Here is a 17,271-nt window from a genome sequence, read left to right as displayed (position 1 = left end):
ACAGCCGCCCCCGGCCGCCGCGGTCAACCGCGTCACCCGACCCGGGGCAGGCGCCGGGGAGCCGCCGCACACGCGAGCCGTTCCGGGCGGCGCCCTGTCCCGGGACCGGCTACTCGTCCAGCCGCACGCCTTCCACGGCCGTCTCGAAGACCGGCTGGTACTGCTCCCACTGCGCGTCCGGAGCGGACAGGTAGACCGAGTACTGGGTGCCGTCGGCGCCGGGGAAGGCCAGCTCCGCCCCCCGGAACTTGCGCACCCGGCCGTCGAAGGTGAACTCCCAGTACCCGGCGCGCCGCCCCCGCCACGTCGTCGGGTCCATCCGCACCCGCTCGTAGTTCCTGTTGTCCCGGCGGGTCTGCCCCTCCTCGGTCTCCCGCCAGTGCCGCAGCGGATCGGAGCCCGCGAACCTGGCGGCGTCGGCCCGCAGCCCCACCAGCCCGGTCGGGTCCACGAACACCAATTCGCCGCCGGACAGCACCTTGCGGGTCCAGCCGTCGGGCACGGGCACGGAGTAGCCAGGGGCCACCTCCTCCAGGTGGTACCCGGCGGGCACCGGAGCCGGCGCCTGGGACGAGCGTCCGCCCGACGGGGACGGCGAAGCGCTCCCGCCGGGACCGCGGGCACCGCTGCTCCCGTCCCCGCGCTGCGTCCACCACAGCGCGCCGCCGCCCGCCGCGCCGGCGGCGAGCGCCACCGCCGCGGCGGACAGCAGCACCGTCCGGCGGCGGCGGCCGTTGCCCCCGCTCCCGCTCCCGCTCCCGCCGCTCCGTTCCGGGGTGGCCGCCGTCGCGCCGGCGGGCTGCCGCCGCGTCGGCGCTCCCGCGGGCAGCGGACGGGTCCCCGCCGCGCGGTCCAGCAGGCGCTCCACCTCGTCGATGTCCATCCGCCGCCCCGGGTCCTTGACCAGCAGGCCCTCGATCACCGCCGTCAGCTCCCCGGCGCTGCGCGGGGGCTCGGGCGGGTCGGCGGCGATGGCGTACGCCGTCTCGATCGCGGTTTCCCGGCGGAACGGGTGCCGCCCCTCCACCATCCGGTACAGCGTCGCCCCCAGCGACCACAGGTCGCACGCCGGGCCGGGCTCGGTGCCCCCGCTCCTGAGCCGCTCCGGCGCCAGGTACAGCAGGGAACCGATTAGCTCCCCGGTCCTGGTCAGCGAGGAGGTGCCCGACTCCATGGCGATCCCGAAGTCGGTGAGCACGATCCGCCCGTCGTCCCCCAGCAGGACGTTGGCCGGCTTGACGTCCCGGTGCAGCACCCCCGCGTCGTGGGCGGCCCGCAGCGCCGCGGCCATGGCGTGGCCGATCCCGGCCGCGTCGGCGGGCGCCAGGGCACCCCGCTGATCGAGGACGTCGCCGAGCGTGGTGGACGGCACGTACTCCATGACGATGCACGGCAGCCCCTCGTCGTCGACGACGTCGTGCACCGTGATCACGTTGGGATGGGCGATCCGGGCGGCGCTGCGGGCCTCGCGGCGCGTGCGCTCGTACAGCCTGCTCACCTCGTCGTCGTGCAGATGCGGCTGGATGTGCAGTTTCTTCACGGCGACGTGGCGGCCGAGCAACTGGTCCTCCGCACGCCACACCGTGCCCATGCCGCCGCTGCCCACACGCTCCACCAGCAGGTACCGGCCGGCGACGAGCCGCCCCAGATCAGACACCGCGAGACTCCCCTTATCCGCCGCCCCCGTCCGGCAGCGCCCGAGGTCGCACCATAACCGACGGCGCGACCGAAGCCGGGCCCCCGTCCGGAGCCTGCCCGCCCGCCGCCCCCGGCCCCTGTCGGTGGCGGGTGACAGCATCGCCCGCATGACCGACACCACGCCGTTCGACTGGCGGCCCTTCCTGCACAGGTGGAGCGCCGAGTGGGCGGACTCCCTGCCCGCCGGCGAGGCGCGCGACGCGGACGACGAGGCCGCGCGGCAGGCCCGGTGGCTGGGCCTCCCGCCCGCCTCCGAGGAGCGGATCGCCGCCATGGAGGAGCGCCTCGGCCGGCGGATGCCCCCCTCGTACCGGGAATTCCTCAAGGTCAGCGACGGGTGGCGGCACGCCGGCGGATTCGTGTGGCTGCTCGCCGGGACCGAGGCCGCGCGCTGGCACGAGAACGAGTCCGGCCTCGCCGACATCCTCGGCGAGTACCTCGACGACGACGCCACCCCCGAGGAGCGGGACGAGGTGGAGATCTGGCACCGCGGCCTGCAACTGGACGTGGAGTCCGACGCCACCCACGTCCTGATGGACCCCGAGGACGTGGACGAGCACGGCGAGTGGGCCGTGTACACGTGGGCGAGCTGGCGCGCCGCACCGCCCGAGCGGCACCCGAACTTCCTGGAGTTCATGCGGGAGATGCACCGCGAGTTCCACAGCCTGCGGGCAGACCCGGGCGAAGACGAGCCGGAGTTCACCAACGACACCACCCGGGAGCTGGACGCCCTGGTCGAACAGGCCCGCCGGGACGCGCTGCGCGGCGAGTGGGAGCAGTCCCTCCGAGCCCTGGACGAGGCCGCCAGGTACGGCAGGCCGCGAGCCACCGGACTGGGCGACCAGTTGCGCCACCTGCTCGGGCAGACCCACACGGCGTACTTCGAGGGCCTGGCGACGGACCCGCGCTACGCCCCCGAACTGCTCCCCCCGCTGACGGCCGAGCACGCCGCCCACTCCCACGGGGACGACTCCGTGCTCTCCTTCCACCTGCGCGGCGCCTCCGACGACCTGATGGCGCACGCCCGCACCACACTGGAGCAGGTACGCCGCGGCACCTACCGCTACACGCCGCCCGGCCCCTTCGGCGAGGCCGTCGAACAGGCCCGGGACCTGGCCCGCTGGGCCGACACCGACACCGCCTGGCGCACCCTGCTGGACGCCCTGCCCGTGTGGCAGCCCCTGGGCCCCGACCACCTGGCCCCCCTCGGCTGGCTGGCCGACCCCCTCCTCGGGCCCCTGCTCACCCCCGAGCGCGGCCGCGAACTCCTCTCCACCCCGAGAGGCGGGCACCCGGCAGCACCCCCGCCCGCGACTCCCGCCCTCAACCCACCCGGCCTCACCTGGCTCGCCGAGCCCGACCCCTTCAGCGACCGCACCTCATACCGCTTCGTCCTGCTGGAAGGCGTCGAGCCGCACGACGTCCCCGCCCGCCTCGCCGACGCCCCCGACACGCCCCTCAACGCCCCCATGACCCTCTGGGAGGCGCAAAGCAGCCTGCGGCACAACCGCACCGAGTCCTCCTCCTACGACGACAAGGCCCTCATGGCGGTAGGCCGAGCCGGCCCCCACTGGTCCTTCGCCTTCGACGACGACCCCGCCCCCTTCGACGCCCAGCGTTTCGTCTCCCCCGCCGCCCCCGCCTCCACCGGCACCCGCGCGGTCGTCCTCTGGAGCGGCCTGCGCTCCTGGCACGGCGACCCCTTCTTCCACCTCTCAGTCGCCGAGAACGGCACCGAGCAGTACGCCTTCACCCACCTCAACGGCAGAACGCACCGCACCGGCGACATACCCGACTCCCTGAACCCGACCCGCTTCTTCCCCCACCCCAACCCGGAACCCCTCCTCCTGGAAGCGGTCACCCAGCAGTTCAACGTCACCCTCCCCCACCACGCCCTCACCCACGGCCGCCTCCACACCTTCACCACCCGCTCCTGGACCCGCCCGCCGAGGGACGGCGAGACGTACGCGGTGATACGGCTGGAGTTCGGCGGACCGCAGGGGGACTGAGGACCGGACGGTGGACGGGGCGTGGCCCGGGGCTCAGTCGTCGTCCTCTGCCCCGACCGCTGCGAGGAGCCGCTCGGCGATGTCGTCGCGGCACAGCCGCCGGTGAGAACGAAGGGACCCCGGCGCACGCCACAGCCCCGAGGGGGGAACGAGGGACGCCCTGCCGGTGCAGCGACCCGGCCCGCGTCTCGGCGAGCTCCCGCAGACGTGGCGGGGCCGCAGGCAGTCGTGCCTGCGGCCCCGTTCGGGCGTTGGGGTCAGGACGGGTCGCCGTACTGGAGGCCGCGTCCGTTGGTGCCGACGTACACGCGGCCGTAGGTATCGGGGTCGCCGGTGATGACACCGGTGCCGCCGATACCGCCCCACTGGTGGGCGTCGTCGTTGACGCGGAGCCAGGTGGCGCCCTTGTCGGTGGAGCGGAAGACTCCGGTGACGTCCTTGACCGTACCGATCATGTACATGGCCTGGTAGGAGGCGCCCGGTGCGGCCTTGCCGAAGCCGAGGGCGGAGGCGGACTGCACCGACTTGAGTGTGGTGAAGGTGCGGCCGCCGTCGGTGGAGTGCAGCAGCCCCTTGGCGCCGCCGGCGATCCACAGGTCGCCGGTGCTGCCGGGGACGGCCGTGAGCCGGCCGGTGGGCAGGTTGGTGGCGCGGGCGGTGAAGGTCGCACCGCCGTCGGTGCTGGCGTAGAGCGTGCCGTTGGCCAGTGAGTAGAAGGTCTTGGCCGAGGAGCGGTCGGCGACGACCACGGCATCGGTGCCCAGGCCCCTGACCTTCGACCAGCTCGCCCCCTTGTCGGTCGAGCGGTACGGGGCCTGGCCCGCCTGGGTCCAGACGATCGCGGAGCCGTCCGCCGAGAGCGCGACCCGGCCGGTGTCGGCGCTGCCCACCGGCTCCGACTTGAAGCCGGTCCAGGTGCTGCCGCCGTCGGTGGAGTAGGCACCGTCCTGCTCGCCGCCACGGCCGACGCGGACCATCATCGCGGGCTTGGACTGGGCGAAATCAATGTCGGTGCTGTTGGTCATCATCGGGTTCTTCAGCCGCCCGGCGGGCACCTTCGTCAGGGAGTCGTGGCGGAAACCGCCCAGGTCACCCATGGAGGAGATGACGGTGGCGCCGCCGGGCGGGGCGATCGCGTCCAGCAGCGCGGTCTCCTCCAGCCCTCGGGACCCCACGACCCAGTGGCTGGTGCCGCCGCTGTCGGTGGCGGAGGCGTCCGTGCTGCGCCAGATGCCGCTGCCGGTGCCGTACAGCACGTGCCCGGAGTCGAAGGGGTCGATGGCCAGGGCGGTCATCCAGTGCCCGGTGCCGGTACCGACGTAGGGAGCGGCGGAGGCGTCCCGCTTCGATATCGCGGCCTGTGCCTTCCAGGTCCTGCCGCCGTCGGTGGACCGGTAGATCTCGTCCTCGGGCCACCAGCGGCCGAGGGTGGTGACCATCACCGTGGACGGCTTCCGCGGGTCGACGGCCAGACCGGAGAACCCGTAGTTGCCCTGGGATGGAGAAACGTTTTTCCACGCCCCGTCGGCCGGCGTGTACTTCCACACCGAGCCCGCGGTCACGCCGTTGGGTCCGAGGGTGTTGGTGTACGTCAGGTACAGCGAGCCGTCACCGGAGAGCACGCCGTGCTGCGGCAGCTCGCCGGTGGGCTGACCGGAGACGGCCTGCCAGGTGCCGCCGCCGTCGGTGGAGCGGTAGAGGGAGGTGGACTTGTCGGCGACGCCGACGTAGACCGTCTTGCTTCCGGCCGGGCCGTACGTCACGAAGGAGATGCCCCCGCCGCTGCTCGCCCCGTCCTTGACGGGGAACGAGGAGACCTGACTCCAGGTCACGCCGTGGTCGGTGCTGCGCCACAGGCCGTTCTTGCGGGTGCCCAGCAGCAGGGTGCCGTTCTCCGCGGGGTTGATCGCGAGCCGTTCGCCCGCCCCGCGGCCGTCCTCGTTGGCGCCCAGCTTGAAGGGCAGGTCGGTGCGCTTGAAGGTGCGGCCCCGGTCGGTGGAGCGCAGGATCGCGCCGTTGCCCGCCCAGTCGTTGGTGTAGGTGCCCGTCGCGAGGTAGAGCCGGGCGGGGTCGACGGGGTCGGTCGCCACCGAGTCGATGCCCAGCAGGTTCCAGTCCTTCTCACCGAGCCAGTCGGTCAGCGGGACCCACTGCTTGGCCGCGGTGTCCCAGCGGTAGGCGCCGCCCATGTCGGTGCGCGCGTACAGCAGGCCCTTCTCGCGCGGGTTGAACACCAGCCCGGTGACGTAACCACCCCCCACCACCTGGACGTTCTTCCACACATACGGTCCGGCCGCGGCCGTGCTCTGCGCCCCGCCGGCCCCTCCCGCCTGGGTCGCGCCCATCTTCACCAGCTTCCACTGCTGGTTGGCGGTGCCACTGCCGGGCCACTGGATGATCTTCCCGCCGTCGGCCTTGGAGCCCCCGGAGACATCCAGGACCAGGCCGCTCTTGCGGGAGGTGAAGGTGACGGCGCCGGAACCGCCCACCTCGTCGATCCGCCACTCCTGGGAGGCGGAGGAGCTGTCGGTCTGCTGCTCGGCGGCGGCTGCCCGGGCGGTCGAACCACCCGCTATGCCCAGCACTTTGCCGCTGTTGCGGTTCACCAGCTCGTAGTAGCCGTTCCCGGCGGGCTTCAGCTTCCACTGCTGGTTGGCGGTGCTCTGGTCGGTCCACTGCTGGATACGGGTGCCGTCGGCGGTGGAGAAGGCGTTGACGTCCATCACCTTGCCGCTGTGCACGGAAACCAGCCGGTAGTAGGCACTCCCGTCGACCGTCACGGCGGCCTGCGAGTCCTCCTGCACGAACAGGAAGTACGGTACGACGATGGCCGGAACACCGAGCATCAGACCGGTGGCGGTCCAGCGGCGGCGGTGACGCCCGCGGCGTCTGCCGTTGGTGGGGTTGTTCATGAGGGGGATGTTCTCCTTGCACGCCGTTCACCGGAGGAGAGCCGGCTCCCGGCCCAAGGCCGTCGGCAACAGCACCTCCGGCAGCTCGCGGTCGGTGACGCCGACCGGCTTCCTCGCCTCGGACAAAGTGAGTCGTTCGCCCCCCCGGCGCTGTTGCAGCCGCGCGGTCACCGTGGCCGCCCACCGGACCGCCGAGGTGACGGTCGGCCCGGTGGCGTGGAACCTCGGCTTCACCGTGCTGGTGGCCGAACGCGCCCTACCGTGCCGAGTACCGCGCCCGGATGCACCAGCGGTCGGTGCGCACATCCACCGACGACGGCCACACCGGCGACGCCGAGTACCGGTCCGGTACCCGGGGCGCCACCCAGAGCGGCGAGTACTGCGAACCAGACGGCGTCCGGGGTGAACTTCCGCGGTGGCAGCGTACATGGCGTGGATTACGAGCGCATCGGTGAGCACGGCGAGCGCTCCCCTCCCCGGCCGGCCGGCCCGACGGTGAGGGCGAGCACGTCCGGGCCCTGACGCGCCGCCGTACCGCCGGTCCGCGACGCTGGGTTGCTCACCGTCCGGCCGGTGTTCACCCCGCCGCAACCGGCCCGGCCCACGCCACCCTCGTCGGCGTCGGCTGCCCGGCGCGGGATGCCGCGCACCGGCTCGCCGGCATGCCGCGTCGACGAGCGGGTGGGTCGGGTGGCCAGGACGCGGTGTCCACCGGCGGGCGACGAATCGCGACCCGGTACGAGAAGACCGCGACCATCCACCTGGCCGGACTCCATGGCGCAGGCATCTGCCTCGGGCCGGCCCGTCCGTCGCCTGAAGCACCTCACCCCCGGTGCCCGCCGGGGCACGGCCACCTGGTGTCAGGCACAGGTCGTGGCCCGGCGTCACAGCACGCGTGTGGCCGGTGAACGGCGCGGGTGGAGGGGGCTACAGTCGTGCGAAGCCGTTCCGCGCAGGCCGTCTCGCGCCGTCGGGACCCACCCCCGACGGCGTGAGAGGCGTTCGGCGGTGGGAAGGGGGGATCGTGCAGCCGCTACAACCGGGCGACCCGGACCGCGTGGGCGACTACCGGCTGCTGGGCCGCCTGGGATCGGGCGGGATGGGCGTCGTCTACCTCGGTCGCTCGCCGGGTGGTCGGATGGTCGCGGTCAAGACGATGTTCGGAGGCTTCGCCCGGGACGCCCGCTACCGCGCCCGCTTCCGCCGCGAGGTGGCGGCCGCCCGCACGGTGACCGGCGCGTTCACTGCCCCGCTGCTGGAGGCCGACCCGGAGGCCGAGACGCCGTGGCTCGTCATGGACTACCTGCCGGGGCTGTCCCTGCGCGAGGCGGTCGGGGCCTCCGGCGGGCTGCCTCCGGACACGGTGCGCCTCCTGGCCGCCGCCCTGGCCGAGGCACTGGCCGGCATCCACCGGGCGGGCCTCGCCCACCGGGACCTGAAGCCGGAGAACATCCTGCTGACCGCGGACGGCCCCCGCGTGATCGATTTCGGGATCGCCCGGCTGGAAGACGCCACCGCGATCACCGTTCCCGGCACCGCCCTCGGCACGCCGGGCTTCATGTCGCCGGAGCAGGCCTCGGGTGGTGCCGCCGGACCGGCCGGTGACATGTTCTCGCTCGGCGCCGTGCTGGCGTTCGCGGCGACGGGACAGGAGCCGTTCCGGGCCGAGGACAGGGCGGCCACGCTGGAACGGGTGCGGCAGGCGCGCCCGGCTCTGGGTGGGCTCACGGACCGCGCGTTGCGCGCGCTCGTCACGGACTGCCTGCGCAGGGAGCCGGGGCGGCGCCCGTCCGCCGCCGAGTTGCTGGACCGGCTCGGCGAGCCCGCGGTCTCGGTGCGGGGCACCCGCTGGTTGCCCGCGCCACTGGCGGAAGCGATAGACCGGCGCGTCGCACGCCCCGGATTCCCGCCGTACACGGCGACCTCCATGGGGGCGGCGGCTGTGTTCGGTGTGCCGGAGCAAGGGGCGGCACGGCCGGACGACCCGACCGCGGATCCGGCAGCGGCGACGGCCGCGCCTCCCGGCGGCCCTGGGGTCGCGCCCCCGCGCACCCCGGGCGCGCGCGGGCCGGACCGCCGCAGGCTGCTCTTGACCGCGGTCGCCGTGCCCGTGGTCGCCGGTGCCGCTGGGGTGCTGGGAAGAAAGGCGCTGCCGGCGGGCGACGGGGCGGCCCCTTCCAGTGCCTCCCCTTCCCCTTCCTCGTCCCTGTCCTCCTCCGCCGACTCGACGCCTCAGGCCACGGCCCCACCGCCGAGGGCCGTCACACGCTGGCGGGCCAAGGTCATGCGCTTGGACCAGGCGTTCGGCCGTCCGACCTTGTACCGCGCCGGCGGGGCGGTGCTGGCCGCGCACAGCGGGGACGAGAAAGTCCGCGCCGTGGATCCGCGGACGGGGAAGGAGATGTGGTCGCGCCCCGCCGACGACGGCCTCACGGGCAGGGCCACGGTCGGCCCGGACACGGTGTACGCGGTGGACCCACGCGAGGGGGACGTCTCGGTCCTCCGTGCCATCGAGCCGGACTCGGGCGACACCCGGTGGACGTACCGCCCGCCGTTCAGCGGCTTCGTGTGGGGGCTGGCGGCCACCGGATCCTTGGTCTACGCCATCGCTGGCGGCGGGATCAGGGCGATGGACGCGAAGGACGGGCGGCCGCGGTGGACCGTCCCGTCCAGGGCGATGACGATCACCGCGGGCCGCGGCCTCGTGGTGACGGTGGACGAGCGGCTGCTGACCGCGCTCGACGCGCGCAGCGGCCGCACGAGGTGGACGCGCAAGGCCAAGGACCCCGCCCAGTACCCCATGATCGGCGACGACATGGTCTTCTACCGCGACACCTTCGGGACCCTGTTCGCGATCCGCGCCGACGACGGGAAGCCCGCCTGGCACACGTTCATCGACTACCGCAGCTCCGTGCGCCGCTCGGGAGGCGGGCTGCTCTACGTGGACCACGTGGACGGCGACGTCCGCGCGCTCCGCACCGGGACGGGCACGCGGGTGTGGTCACGCCGGGTCGGCGAGGCGACCACGCTCGGCCTGTCCGACGGCACGCTGTGGGTCGGCGGCAGCGACCGGACGGTGTACGCGCTCGACGCCGCCGACGGCCGCGTGCTGTGGACCCACGGCGCCGACGCGACCGGCTCCACCGGTGGTGCGGAGTCCGACGTCAGCGCCGGTTCCGGGGCGCTGGCCGTCGACGGGCTGGTGCTCATCGGCTCGTGGGACGGGCACGTCGAGGCCGTCAGCCCGCCCGCCCTGCCGAACGGAGGCCCGCGTGCATCCTCTTGAGCGGGGCGACCCCCGCGCTGTCGGGTCCCACCGGATCCTGGCGCGCATCGGCACGGGCGGCACGGCCGTCGTCTACCTGGGACGCTCCAGGGGCGGACGGGTGGTGGCGGTCAAGGTGCTGCACGCCGAACTCGCCCGCGAACCTGAGCACCGCGACCGTTTCCGGCGTGAGGCGGCGGCCACCCGGGCGGCGGGCGGTGTGCACAGCCCGCCGTTCCTCGACGCGGATCCGGACGCCGACGTGCCCTGGATGGCCACCGCGTTCCTGCCGTCGATCTCGCTGCGCGATGCGGTGGAGAGGTTCGGCCCGCTGCCCCCCGCCTCGGTGCGGCGACTGGCCGCGTGGCTCGCGGAGGCACTCGCCGCGCTCCACCGCGCCGGGATCGTCCACCTGGACGTCAAACCGGCGAACGTGCTGCTGACCGCCGACGGGCCACGGCTGATCGACTTCGGCATCGCGGCGGGCACACTGCCCGCCGGGTCCGCGGGTTCCTGGGGGTTCATGTCACCGGAGCAGGTGGCGGGCCACGCGGGCCCGCCGAGCGACATCTACTCGCTCGGCGCGACGCTGGAGTACGCCCACGGCGGGCAGGGGTGCGGCGACGAGACGCTGAGCGCGCTGATCGCGGCCTGCCGGGAGCCCGACGCGACGGCCCGGCCGACCGCCGCCGAGTTGACCGCGTGTCTGGTCCCGGCGGCGCGGGACGCGGAACCGCCCGGCGCCGCCTGGCTCCCACCGCCCGTCATGGCGGCCATCGACCTGGAGGCGAGCGCGTCGGACAACCCCCCGACGCCCCCGCCCCCGCTCCCGACGCCGCGGCGGCGCCTGCTGCTCACCGGGGGCGCCGCCGTCCTGGCCGCGGCCACGGGCGTGACCGCCGTCCTGGCCGCGACCTCGGACGGGGGGCAGCCGGCCGAGGACGAGCGGCCGCCCGAGTCGGAGTCGGCCCCCTCCCGGGCGACTGCGGGTGCCGCGCCCGCGGCCTCCGCCTCCGCTCCATCGCCCTCCGCCCCCACTCCATCGCCCTCTCCCACGGCGGAGCCCGCCGTGCTGAGGCTCGTGGTCACCGGCGACGGCGGCCCGCTCACGTCGCTGGACTACGCGGTGAACGGTGAGTTCACCCGGCTGAAGAACGTGGCCCTGCCCTGGCGGACGACCGTGGAGGTGCCGCGGGAGCGGGGAGGCGTCGACTGGCGCGTCCGTCTCACGATCGCCTCGGGCAAGGTGAGGATTCGGGTGTACCTGGACGGGTCCAGGCTCAGGGACGAGCGGTATCCCAGCGCGACGATGCCTTTCTTCTCGTACCCCTCCGACGTGGACACGGGCGGCGCCACAACCTTCCCGGGACCCCTCCCCGGCGCGGGCGGCTAGCGTTGTCGGCGCCGGTCGCGTAGCGAGGGTGGGCAACGGGGGAGAGCCGGGAGAGCAGGAGAACATCCCGTCATGGCGATGGAGACGAGCAAGGTCGACTTCCTGCCGAAGGGAATCGGCAGCCTCAGCCGGGGGCTTCCCCCGGCCCAGCCGGGCACCCTCTTCGTGCTGGGGACGAACGGCGGCCTCAGGGTGGCGCCGGATGCCGACTTCCGGGTGCTGTTCGGGCGCAACGCGCCGGACGTCCACGTCTGCGTCGGCGCGGGCGACACCTATGTCAGCCGGAGGCACGGGCTGATCACGCGGGAGTCCTCGCGCTGGGTGCTGCGCAACACCGGTACCCTGCCCGTCCGTTTCCCCGGCTCACGGCTGTTGCTCGGTGGGCACCGGGCGGAGCTGCCGACGGGATACACGCCGCTGTTCATCGTCGCTCCCCGGCAGGAGCACCTCCTGGAGGTCCGGATCGCCGCGCCGGAGCCGTCACCGACCGTGCGGACCGCGCAGGACCCGGAGGGGGAAACGCGTGAAGGCGACGCGCGAAAGCTGAACGAGCAGGAGAGGCTGGTGCTCGTCTGCCTCGCCCAGCGCTACCTGCGCAACGACTTCCAGCCGCAGCCACTGACCTGGGCCCAGCTCGCCTTCGAACTCGGTCGGCTGCGGCCGGGCGAGGCTTGGACTCCCAAGCGGGCCGCTCACGTCGTCGACAAGGTGCGCAGGCGGCTCAGCAGGGATCACGGCGTTCCCGGGCTCCTTGAGGAGGAGATCCCCCCGCCGATCGGGAACGCGCTCAACCACAATCTGATCACCGATCTGCTGGTCACCACGACGATCACCACGGACGACCTGTGCATGCTGGGGGAGTGATCCCCCGGCCTCGCGGATCACTTGGTGATCCACATCGCCAGCAGGACAAGCAGGCCGACGACCACCGCCGCGATGACCAGGAGGCATCCGCAGCCCGCCAGTTGCTGCCCGCGTGTGAGTTCCAGTGTGTCGACTCCCGGGCGGGGGGCGGGCGGCGGCGGAGAGGGTGGACGGGCCGACGCGAGCATGTCCAGGACGGGATTCAGGTGACCGGGCGGAGTGCCCCGCAGGCTGCCGTCCGGGTTGACCAGATCGGGAAAGAGCTCCCTCAGCAAGGCAACGGCATCCGGCCCGGCGACGAGCGTGCCGATGTCCGCCGGTCCCCGTTCCTCGTGGGACAACCGGGGGGTGCCGCAGGCACGGCAGGCGGTGTCCTCACCGGTGTTGCGCGCCACGCATCTGCGGCAGTGCCAGACCACCACCTTGACCGGCCCGCCCGAGGCGCTCCCACTCCCGCTCGTGCCGTGCGACGGCGGCTTCTTCGGAGGAGGGGCGGGCTCCGGCTCCGGTCTCGGCTTCGGGGGAGAGGGCTTGGGAGTCACGGTCCTCGGCGTGTCGCAGATGTCGCACAGTCGGTTCCCGGCGCCGTTGAACGTGTCGCACGCCGAGCACCGCCACGTCGGCGGGGGCGCGGCGTCTCCCTCTCCCTCCCCTCCCAGGGCTTTCCGGCTCACGATTCCGCCCCGGCGAGTCGTTCCAGGACGGAGGCGAGGAGGGCTTCCGTCGCCGGGGAGGCGGGAGCGTTGAGCCAGTCGGGGTGATCGCGCGGTACGCGGCCGGGAGGCGGTGGCCAGGACACATGCGTGATGCGATGCTCGCGTGCCAGCTCCGCGACGAACCGCCTGGCCGCCTCCGCCCGGTCCACGGCGACCGTCATACGGACGGCGACGAGGCCGCTGCCGCCACCCGGCCGCGTGGGGAGGAAGCCGAACTCCAGGCTGAGGCTGCCGTCACCGCCCACCGGGCGCGCGGTCACCGAGACGCACCGCCCGGCCGGCAGCGAGAGGAACCCGTCGGTGCCCCGGGGACCCCAGGAGAAGAGCAGCCGCTGCCCGGCGGCGGTCAGCAGGACGTCCACACCTTGAAATCTGAGCGTCGGCCTCACAGGCTGTTCGCGATCGTCTCGATGATCTCGTCCATCTCGAACTCCTCCAGGCCCTCTCCCGCCCTGGAGGGGAAGTGGAGGGTGAGGTCCCATTCCTCCCCGATGGCTTCCTTCCAGGGCTCCTCCTCCGGCGCGAACAGGACGAGCCGCTTGGCCGACTGCTCCATGACCGCGGTCTGGCTGCGCGCGTAGCCCCACTGCTCGAAGAGGGCGTCCATGCTGCGCGGAATGTTCGGCGGGTAGTTCTGCGCGGAGGCGCCCACCGTGCCGAGCGGGTGCGCGGGCGCGTCCGTGAACATCACGACGACGTGGCGCCGCCGGTCGAGGCCCCTCTCCCACGGGGAGTTGATCGCCAGGGCCAGCGCCTCAAGGCCGGACTCGGGAACGTCACCGCCCCCCCTCGCCTTGAGGCCGCGGACGAACTGCTCGAACTCCGCCGCCTGCTGGGGAAGCAGCAGGAAGTCCGTCTGCTCGATCGCGGTGGCCGGGTCGTCGCCGAAGTCCCGGAAGGCGATCACCCGCAGCCGCAGTTGGCTGATCGCCTTGCCCTTGCTCGCCATCATCGTGTCGAGCCGCTGGTGGAACTGGAGGGAACTCTTCTTCACGGTCTCCAGCACGGGGGTCATGCTCGCCGTGGTGTCGATGCACATGACGATGTCCACGGCGTACCGCAGATTTCCCTGGTACTTCTCGATGCTTCCGCTCACGGTCCTTTTCCTCGTCTCCGGTGATTCGGCTGTCCGACTAAGCGGTGGAAGGGGTGTCCGAACGGTCGGCGGGCCGGCCACCGAGGTTGATGCGGACTCTGGACCTCCGCGACGCCTCGGCCGCCACGTCCGCCTCGGTGTCCGCCGGTCGAGCGGACTCGGGACCGCTGGGCAGGTTGATCCGGAGGCGGCTCCCGACGCGCCCACCGCTCCCTCCGGCGTCCTCGGCTTCGCGCTTCGGGCGCGGCTTGACCAGGGCGCAGACCTGAGGGTCCTGGAGCGCCGCCAGGAAGGTGGCCACGGTGGGACGGGCACCCGGATCGGGCGCCGTCATGGCTCGCACCAGGTTCCGGACCGAGGGATCCAGCCGCTCGTCGACCACCAGCGGATCGCCCGCGATGACGGCGTCCGCCGGAGAACCGAAGCGGGCGTCGTACCCGGGCAGCGAGCCGGTCAGGTAATAGTGGGTCATCAGGCCCAGCGCGAAGATGTCCACGGCCGTGGTCAGGTCCCGGCCCTCGACGGACTCGTCGCCCTGCACATAGCGCCGCCATTCCGGCGCCCCGTACAGCGAGTCTCCCGCGACCTCCTCCCGCCCCGGGGGGTTCCCGGCCAGGTATGAGTCGTCGAAATCGATGAGCTTCGCCGTGTGGAACGCCGCCTTCTTCCGTTTCTGCACCAAGACGTTGGCCGGCTTCAGATCGCCGTGCACCACGTCGATGGTGTGCAGCAGTCGCAGGCTGGTCCCCAGCGTCTTCAGCAGCACCGACTTCCGGCGGGGGTCGAGCGACTGCGGCCGGTCCAGGCTGGTGATGTCGATCCGTTCGGTCACCTTGTAGTAGGTGCTGCCCTCGTGGAAGAAGTCGGTCGCGAGGACGAGGTTGCCCGCGCCGGGAGCGTCCGGCCGCAGCAGTCGCATGATGCTGTTGTGTCGGTCCTCGAAGTCACGGCACGCCTCCAGCCGGACCCGCCGACTCGCCGCGCTGCCGGAGCCCTCACGGGGGCGTTTGGGTTCGAGGAAGCGTTTGAGGAAGTACTCCCTGCCGTCCCTTTCGGCGAAGGCCCACATGCATTTGCCGCCGCCGGCGTTGGTCGGCTCGGTGACGACCCGGTAGCCGCCGATCACGTCGCCCGTCTTCACTCGCGCACCTCCGGCAGCGGCGGCATGCACTTCTCGTACTCGGCCCGGTAGGACCGCCAAGTCCCCTCCTGCCAGCGGCGCAGGCTGTCCTGGCCGTCTTCTCCGCCGGGCGGCGGAGCGCTGTCCACGTACTCCCGCAGCACGGTCCCGTGTCGCTCGCGGAAGACGTCCCGCAGCCGGCGGAAGTCCGCGAAGCCCAGTGCCACCAGGGAAAGGGAGGCGTCGTCGCCCGTGTAACCTTCCACCGCCGACCGCAGGCGCTCCGCCCACTCGGCCATGTCACCGGCTGTCACCAGCGTCTCGAGCAGCACGTACTCGAAGTGGGCGGGCGTGAGCACGTAGCCGAAGAAGCCGTCCGTGGCGGACAGCAGCACGCAGGGCAGCGGGAACTCGCCGCGCCCGTGCGCCGGCTGCGCGGAGATGGTGAACGGCCGGTCGGCGCATATCACGTTCGTCATCGGCGGATCCTGCCGGAGCTGGGCGAGCGCGTCGTCCTCGTGGGTGTGGTCCCGGGTGAGCGCGTGCAGCCCGCTCGCGGGCAGCAGGGCGTAAGAACGGGAGTCACCCGCCCACAGGGCCTGCCACCGGACGAGACCCTCATCCTCCGCGCGCCCCCCGCTCTCGCCGCCGAAGCGGTACCGGACCGCCGCCAAGGTGGTGGGCAGGGCACGCCGCATGGAACCGACGATCTTGCTTCGGACCGTCGGCAGTGCCGCGCGCTGCGTGTGGCGGAGATGGTCGGCCAGCCGTTCCGGAGTGTCTGGTTCCGCGGACTCGACCACGCGGCGGAACCAGCGTTCGGTACCCAGCCGGGCCACTCGCGCGCCGACCCAGGCGCCCGTGCGCGTCTCGCCGTCCGGCCCGAGCCAGGCAGGCGCGGCCCCGGAGCCGCCCGAGCCGTCGAACACGGCCAGCAGCCCTTCGCCGGTGGGCCGGTGGTGGATGACGAGCGGTTCGGCGTCCTCGCCGTGGCCGGGTCGGCGTTCGGTCCACACGGTGAGTGCCCGGAGTCGGCCGGCGCCGCCCGGCCAGGTCAGATGGGAGGCCCGGGCCAACTGGGAGGACCGGGCCCGGTCGGCGGCGGCGCGCCCCGGCACGTTGACGGCCTTCGGGGGAATCGTCACGGCCGGTCACCGCCCCCACTGCCGTGGCCTTCGGTGTACCGGTGCCCGCCGCCCCGGGGCGCGGCCCCGCGCACCCTGCTGGCCCGGCGGCGGGCCGCGCCGGGCTCCGGGGCGGGGACGGCCGGTTCGTCCGTGCGCGCCACGACTTCGCCCCGCAGCACCCGGGGCTCCCCGGGCCCGGTCACCCCATCCGGCCCGGTCACCCCATCCGGCCCGGTCACCACGTTCAGGCCCGCCGCCGCGTCACGCTCCGCCGCCGCGTCCCGCCTCGTCGCCGTCTCCGCCCCGGCAGCGTCGGCTCCGGCGTACCGTCGGCCGCGCACCCGGCTGCGCCGAGGGCGGTCGAGGCGCTCCTCACCACCGTCGTCCAGCCGCAGTTCGACCCGGGGGTCGCGCAGCCGGACGGCCGGGTCCCCGGTGAAGGCCCGCAGCGCGGCGCCCATGGCCTTCTCGGCCTCGTGGAGCCGTCCGGCGCCGTAATGCCGCGCCACCTCGCCCAGCACCGCGCGGGCCGGGCCGTACACCGTACTGCCGATGTCACGGATGCCGCGGACCACCACCGCTGCCGGGTCGACGACCCGGCACGTCAGGGTGGCGCGGCAGCGGAAGAAACAGTCCGCGTCCTTGCTCTCCAGCCGAAGGGGAAGGACCAGCCGGTGCTCCGCCGTGTCCACCAGGTATATCCCCCGGTACACGCCGAGCCGCACGTCCGGCACGCGTTCCCCGGACCGGACCGTCAGCGCCGGACCCGCGTCCGGGACCAGCACCAGCGTCCTTCCGGGCGGCGGTGGCCGCAGCGGATCCAGCAGGCGTGACCCCGGTAACGACTGACCACGGACCACGGGGTCGTACGTCAGTTGCTCCGCCGCCATCCCCGTTCCTCCCCACGGCGCCCGACGGCCGGCCCGTCCCCGCCGGCCTGCTCACCCTTGAGTAGCACGGCCTGCTCGGGACCCCTCCCGAGCAGACCGAAGGGGGAACTGGTGTGCGGCCGGCGCCGATACGCCGCCCGCGACCGAACTGTTCGCCGTCGCAGACGTGAACGTCAGCCGA

General features: G+C 73.4%; 12 protein-coding genes. 4 read left to right on the top strand and 8 right to left on the bottom strand.

What is annotated here, in order from left to right; translation table 11 throughout:
• Window positions 1-109: 109 nt before the first annotated feature.
• Complete coding sequence (locus ACYVO2_RS07880) at window positions 110-1,657, bottom strand: serine/threonine-protein kinase (protein WP_461006889.1); 1,548 nt, start codon at window positions 1,655-1,657, stop codon at window positions 110-112.
• A 148-nt stretch (window positions 1,658-1,805) separates the two neighbouring features.
• On the opposite strand from ACYVO2_RS07880, the gene ACYVO2_RS07875 reads away from it, so the two are divergent.
• Complete coding sequence (locus ACYVO2_RS07875) at window positions 1,806-3,707, top strand: SMI1/KNR4 family protein (protein WP_461006888.1); 1,902 nt, start codon at window positions 1,806-1,808, stop codon at window positions 3,705-3,707.
• Between the two features lie 257 nt (window positions 3,708-3,964).
• On the opposite strand, the gene ACYVO2_RS07870 is transcribed toward ACYVO2_RS07875, so the two are convergent.
• Complete coding sequence (locus ACYVO2_RS07870) at window positions 3,965-6,619, bottom strand: RICIN domain-containing protein (protein ID WP_461006887.1); 2,655 nt, start codon at window positions 6,617-6,619, stop codon at window positions 3,965-3,967.
• Window positions 6,620-7,643: 1,024 nt separating this feature from the next.
• On the opposite strand from ACYVO2_RS07870, the gene ACYVO2_RS07865 reads away from it, so the two are divergent.
• From ACYVO2_RS07865 to ACYVO2_RS07855, 3 genes are all read left to right on the top strand, one after another.
• Window positions 7,644-9,905 carry a serine/threonine-protein kinase gene (locus ACYVO2_RS07865; RefSeq protein WP_461006886.1) on the top strand — a complete coding sequence of 754 codons (2,262 nt, stop codon included), beginning with the start codon at window positions 7,644-7,646 and terminating at the stop codon, window positions 9,903-9,905.
• The gene (locus tag ACYVO2_RS07860) at window positions 9,892-11,277 is read left to right on the top strand and encodes a serine/threonine-protein kinase (RefSeq protein WP_461006885.1); all 1,386 of its coding nucleotides are present in this window, start codon (window positions 9,892-9,894) and stop codon (window positions 11,275-11,277) included. Before ACYVO2_RS07865 ends, ACYVO2_RS07860 begins: the two co-directional genes overlap by 14 nt.
• A gap of 72 nt (window positions 11,278-11,349) precedes the next feature.
• On the top strand, window positions 11,350-12,141 hold the full coding sequence (locus tag ACYVO2_RS07855; RefSeq protein ID WP_461006884.1) for an FHA domain-containing protein: 792 nt from the start codon (window positions 11,350-11,352) through the stop codon (window positions 12,139-12,141).
• Window positions 12,142-12,158: 17 nt separating this feature from the next.
• On the opposite strand, the gene ACYVO2_RS07850 is transcribed toward ACYVO2_RS07855, so the two are convergent.
• The 6 genes from ACYVO2_RS07850 to ACYVO2_RS07825 form a co-directional block, all read right to left on the bottom strand.
• A complete protein-coding gene (locus tag ACYVO2_RS07850; RefSeq protein WP_461006883.1) occupies window positions 12,159-12,536 on the bottom strand; it encodes a hypothetical protein in 378 nt (125 codons plus the stop codon).
• A gap of 275 nt (window positions 12,537-12,811) precedes the next feature.
• The gene (locus ACYVO2_RS07845; protein ID WP_461006882.1) at window positions 12,812-13,219 is read right to left on the bottom strand and encodes a hypothetical protein; all 408 of its coding nucleotides are present in this window, start codon (window positions 13,217-13,219) and stop codon (window positions 12,812-12,814) included.
• Between the two features lie 23 nt (window positions 13,220-13,242).
• A complete protein-coding gene (locus ACYVO2_RS07840; RefSeq protein WP_461006881.1) occupies window positions 13,243-13,953 on the bottom strand; it encodes a vWA domain-containing protein in 711 nt (236 codons plus the stop codon).
• Between the two features lie 37 nt (window positions 13,954-13,990).
• Entirely contained in the window at window positions 13,991-15,094 is a 1,104-nt protein-coding gene (locus ACYVO2_RS07835) for a protein kinase domain-containing protein (RefSeq protein ID WP_461006880.1), read from the bottom strand.
• A complete protein-coding gene (locus ACYVO2_RS07830) occupies window positions 15,091-16,218 on the bottom strand; it encodes a serine/threonine protein phosphatase (RefSeq protein WP_461006879.1) in 1,128 nt (375 codons plus the stop codon). Before ACYVO2_RS07830 ends, ACYVO2_RS07835 begins: the two co-directional genes overlap by 4 nt.
• The gene (locus ACYVO2_RS07825; RefSeq protein ID WP_461006878.1) at window positions 16,215-17,090 is read right to left on the bottom strand and encodes a hypothetical protein; all 876 of its coding nucleotides are present in this window, start codon (window positions 17,088-17,090) and stop codon (window positions 16,215-16,217) included. The genes ACYVO2_RS07830 and ACYVO2_RS07825 overlap by 4 nt, the downstream gene beginning before the upstream one ends.
• Window positions 17,091-17,271 lie beyond the last annotated feature (181 nt).

This window comes from Streptomyces capparidis, assembly GCF_054782095.1.
The sequence above is the reverse complement of the archived record's forward strand: the minus strand, read 5'-3'. Positions and strand labels throughout refer to the sequence as shown.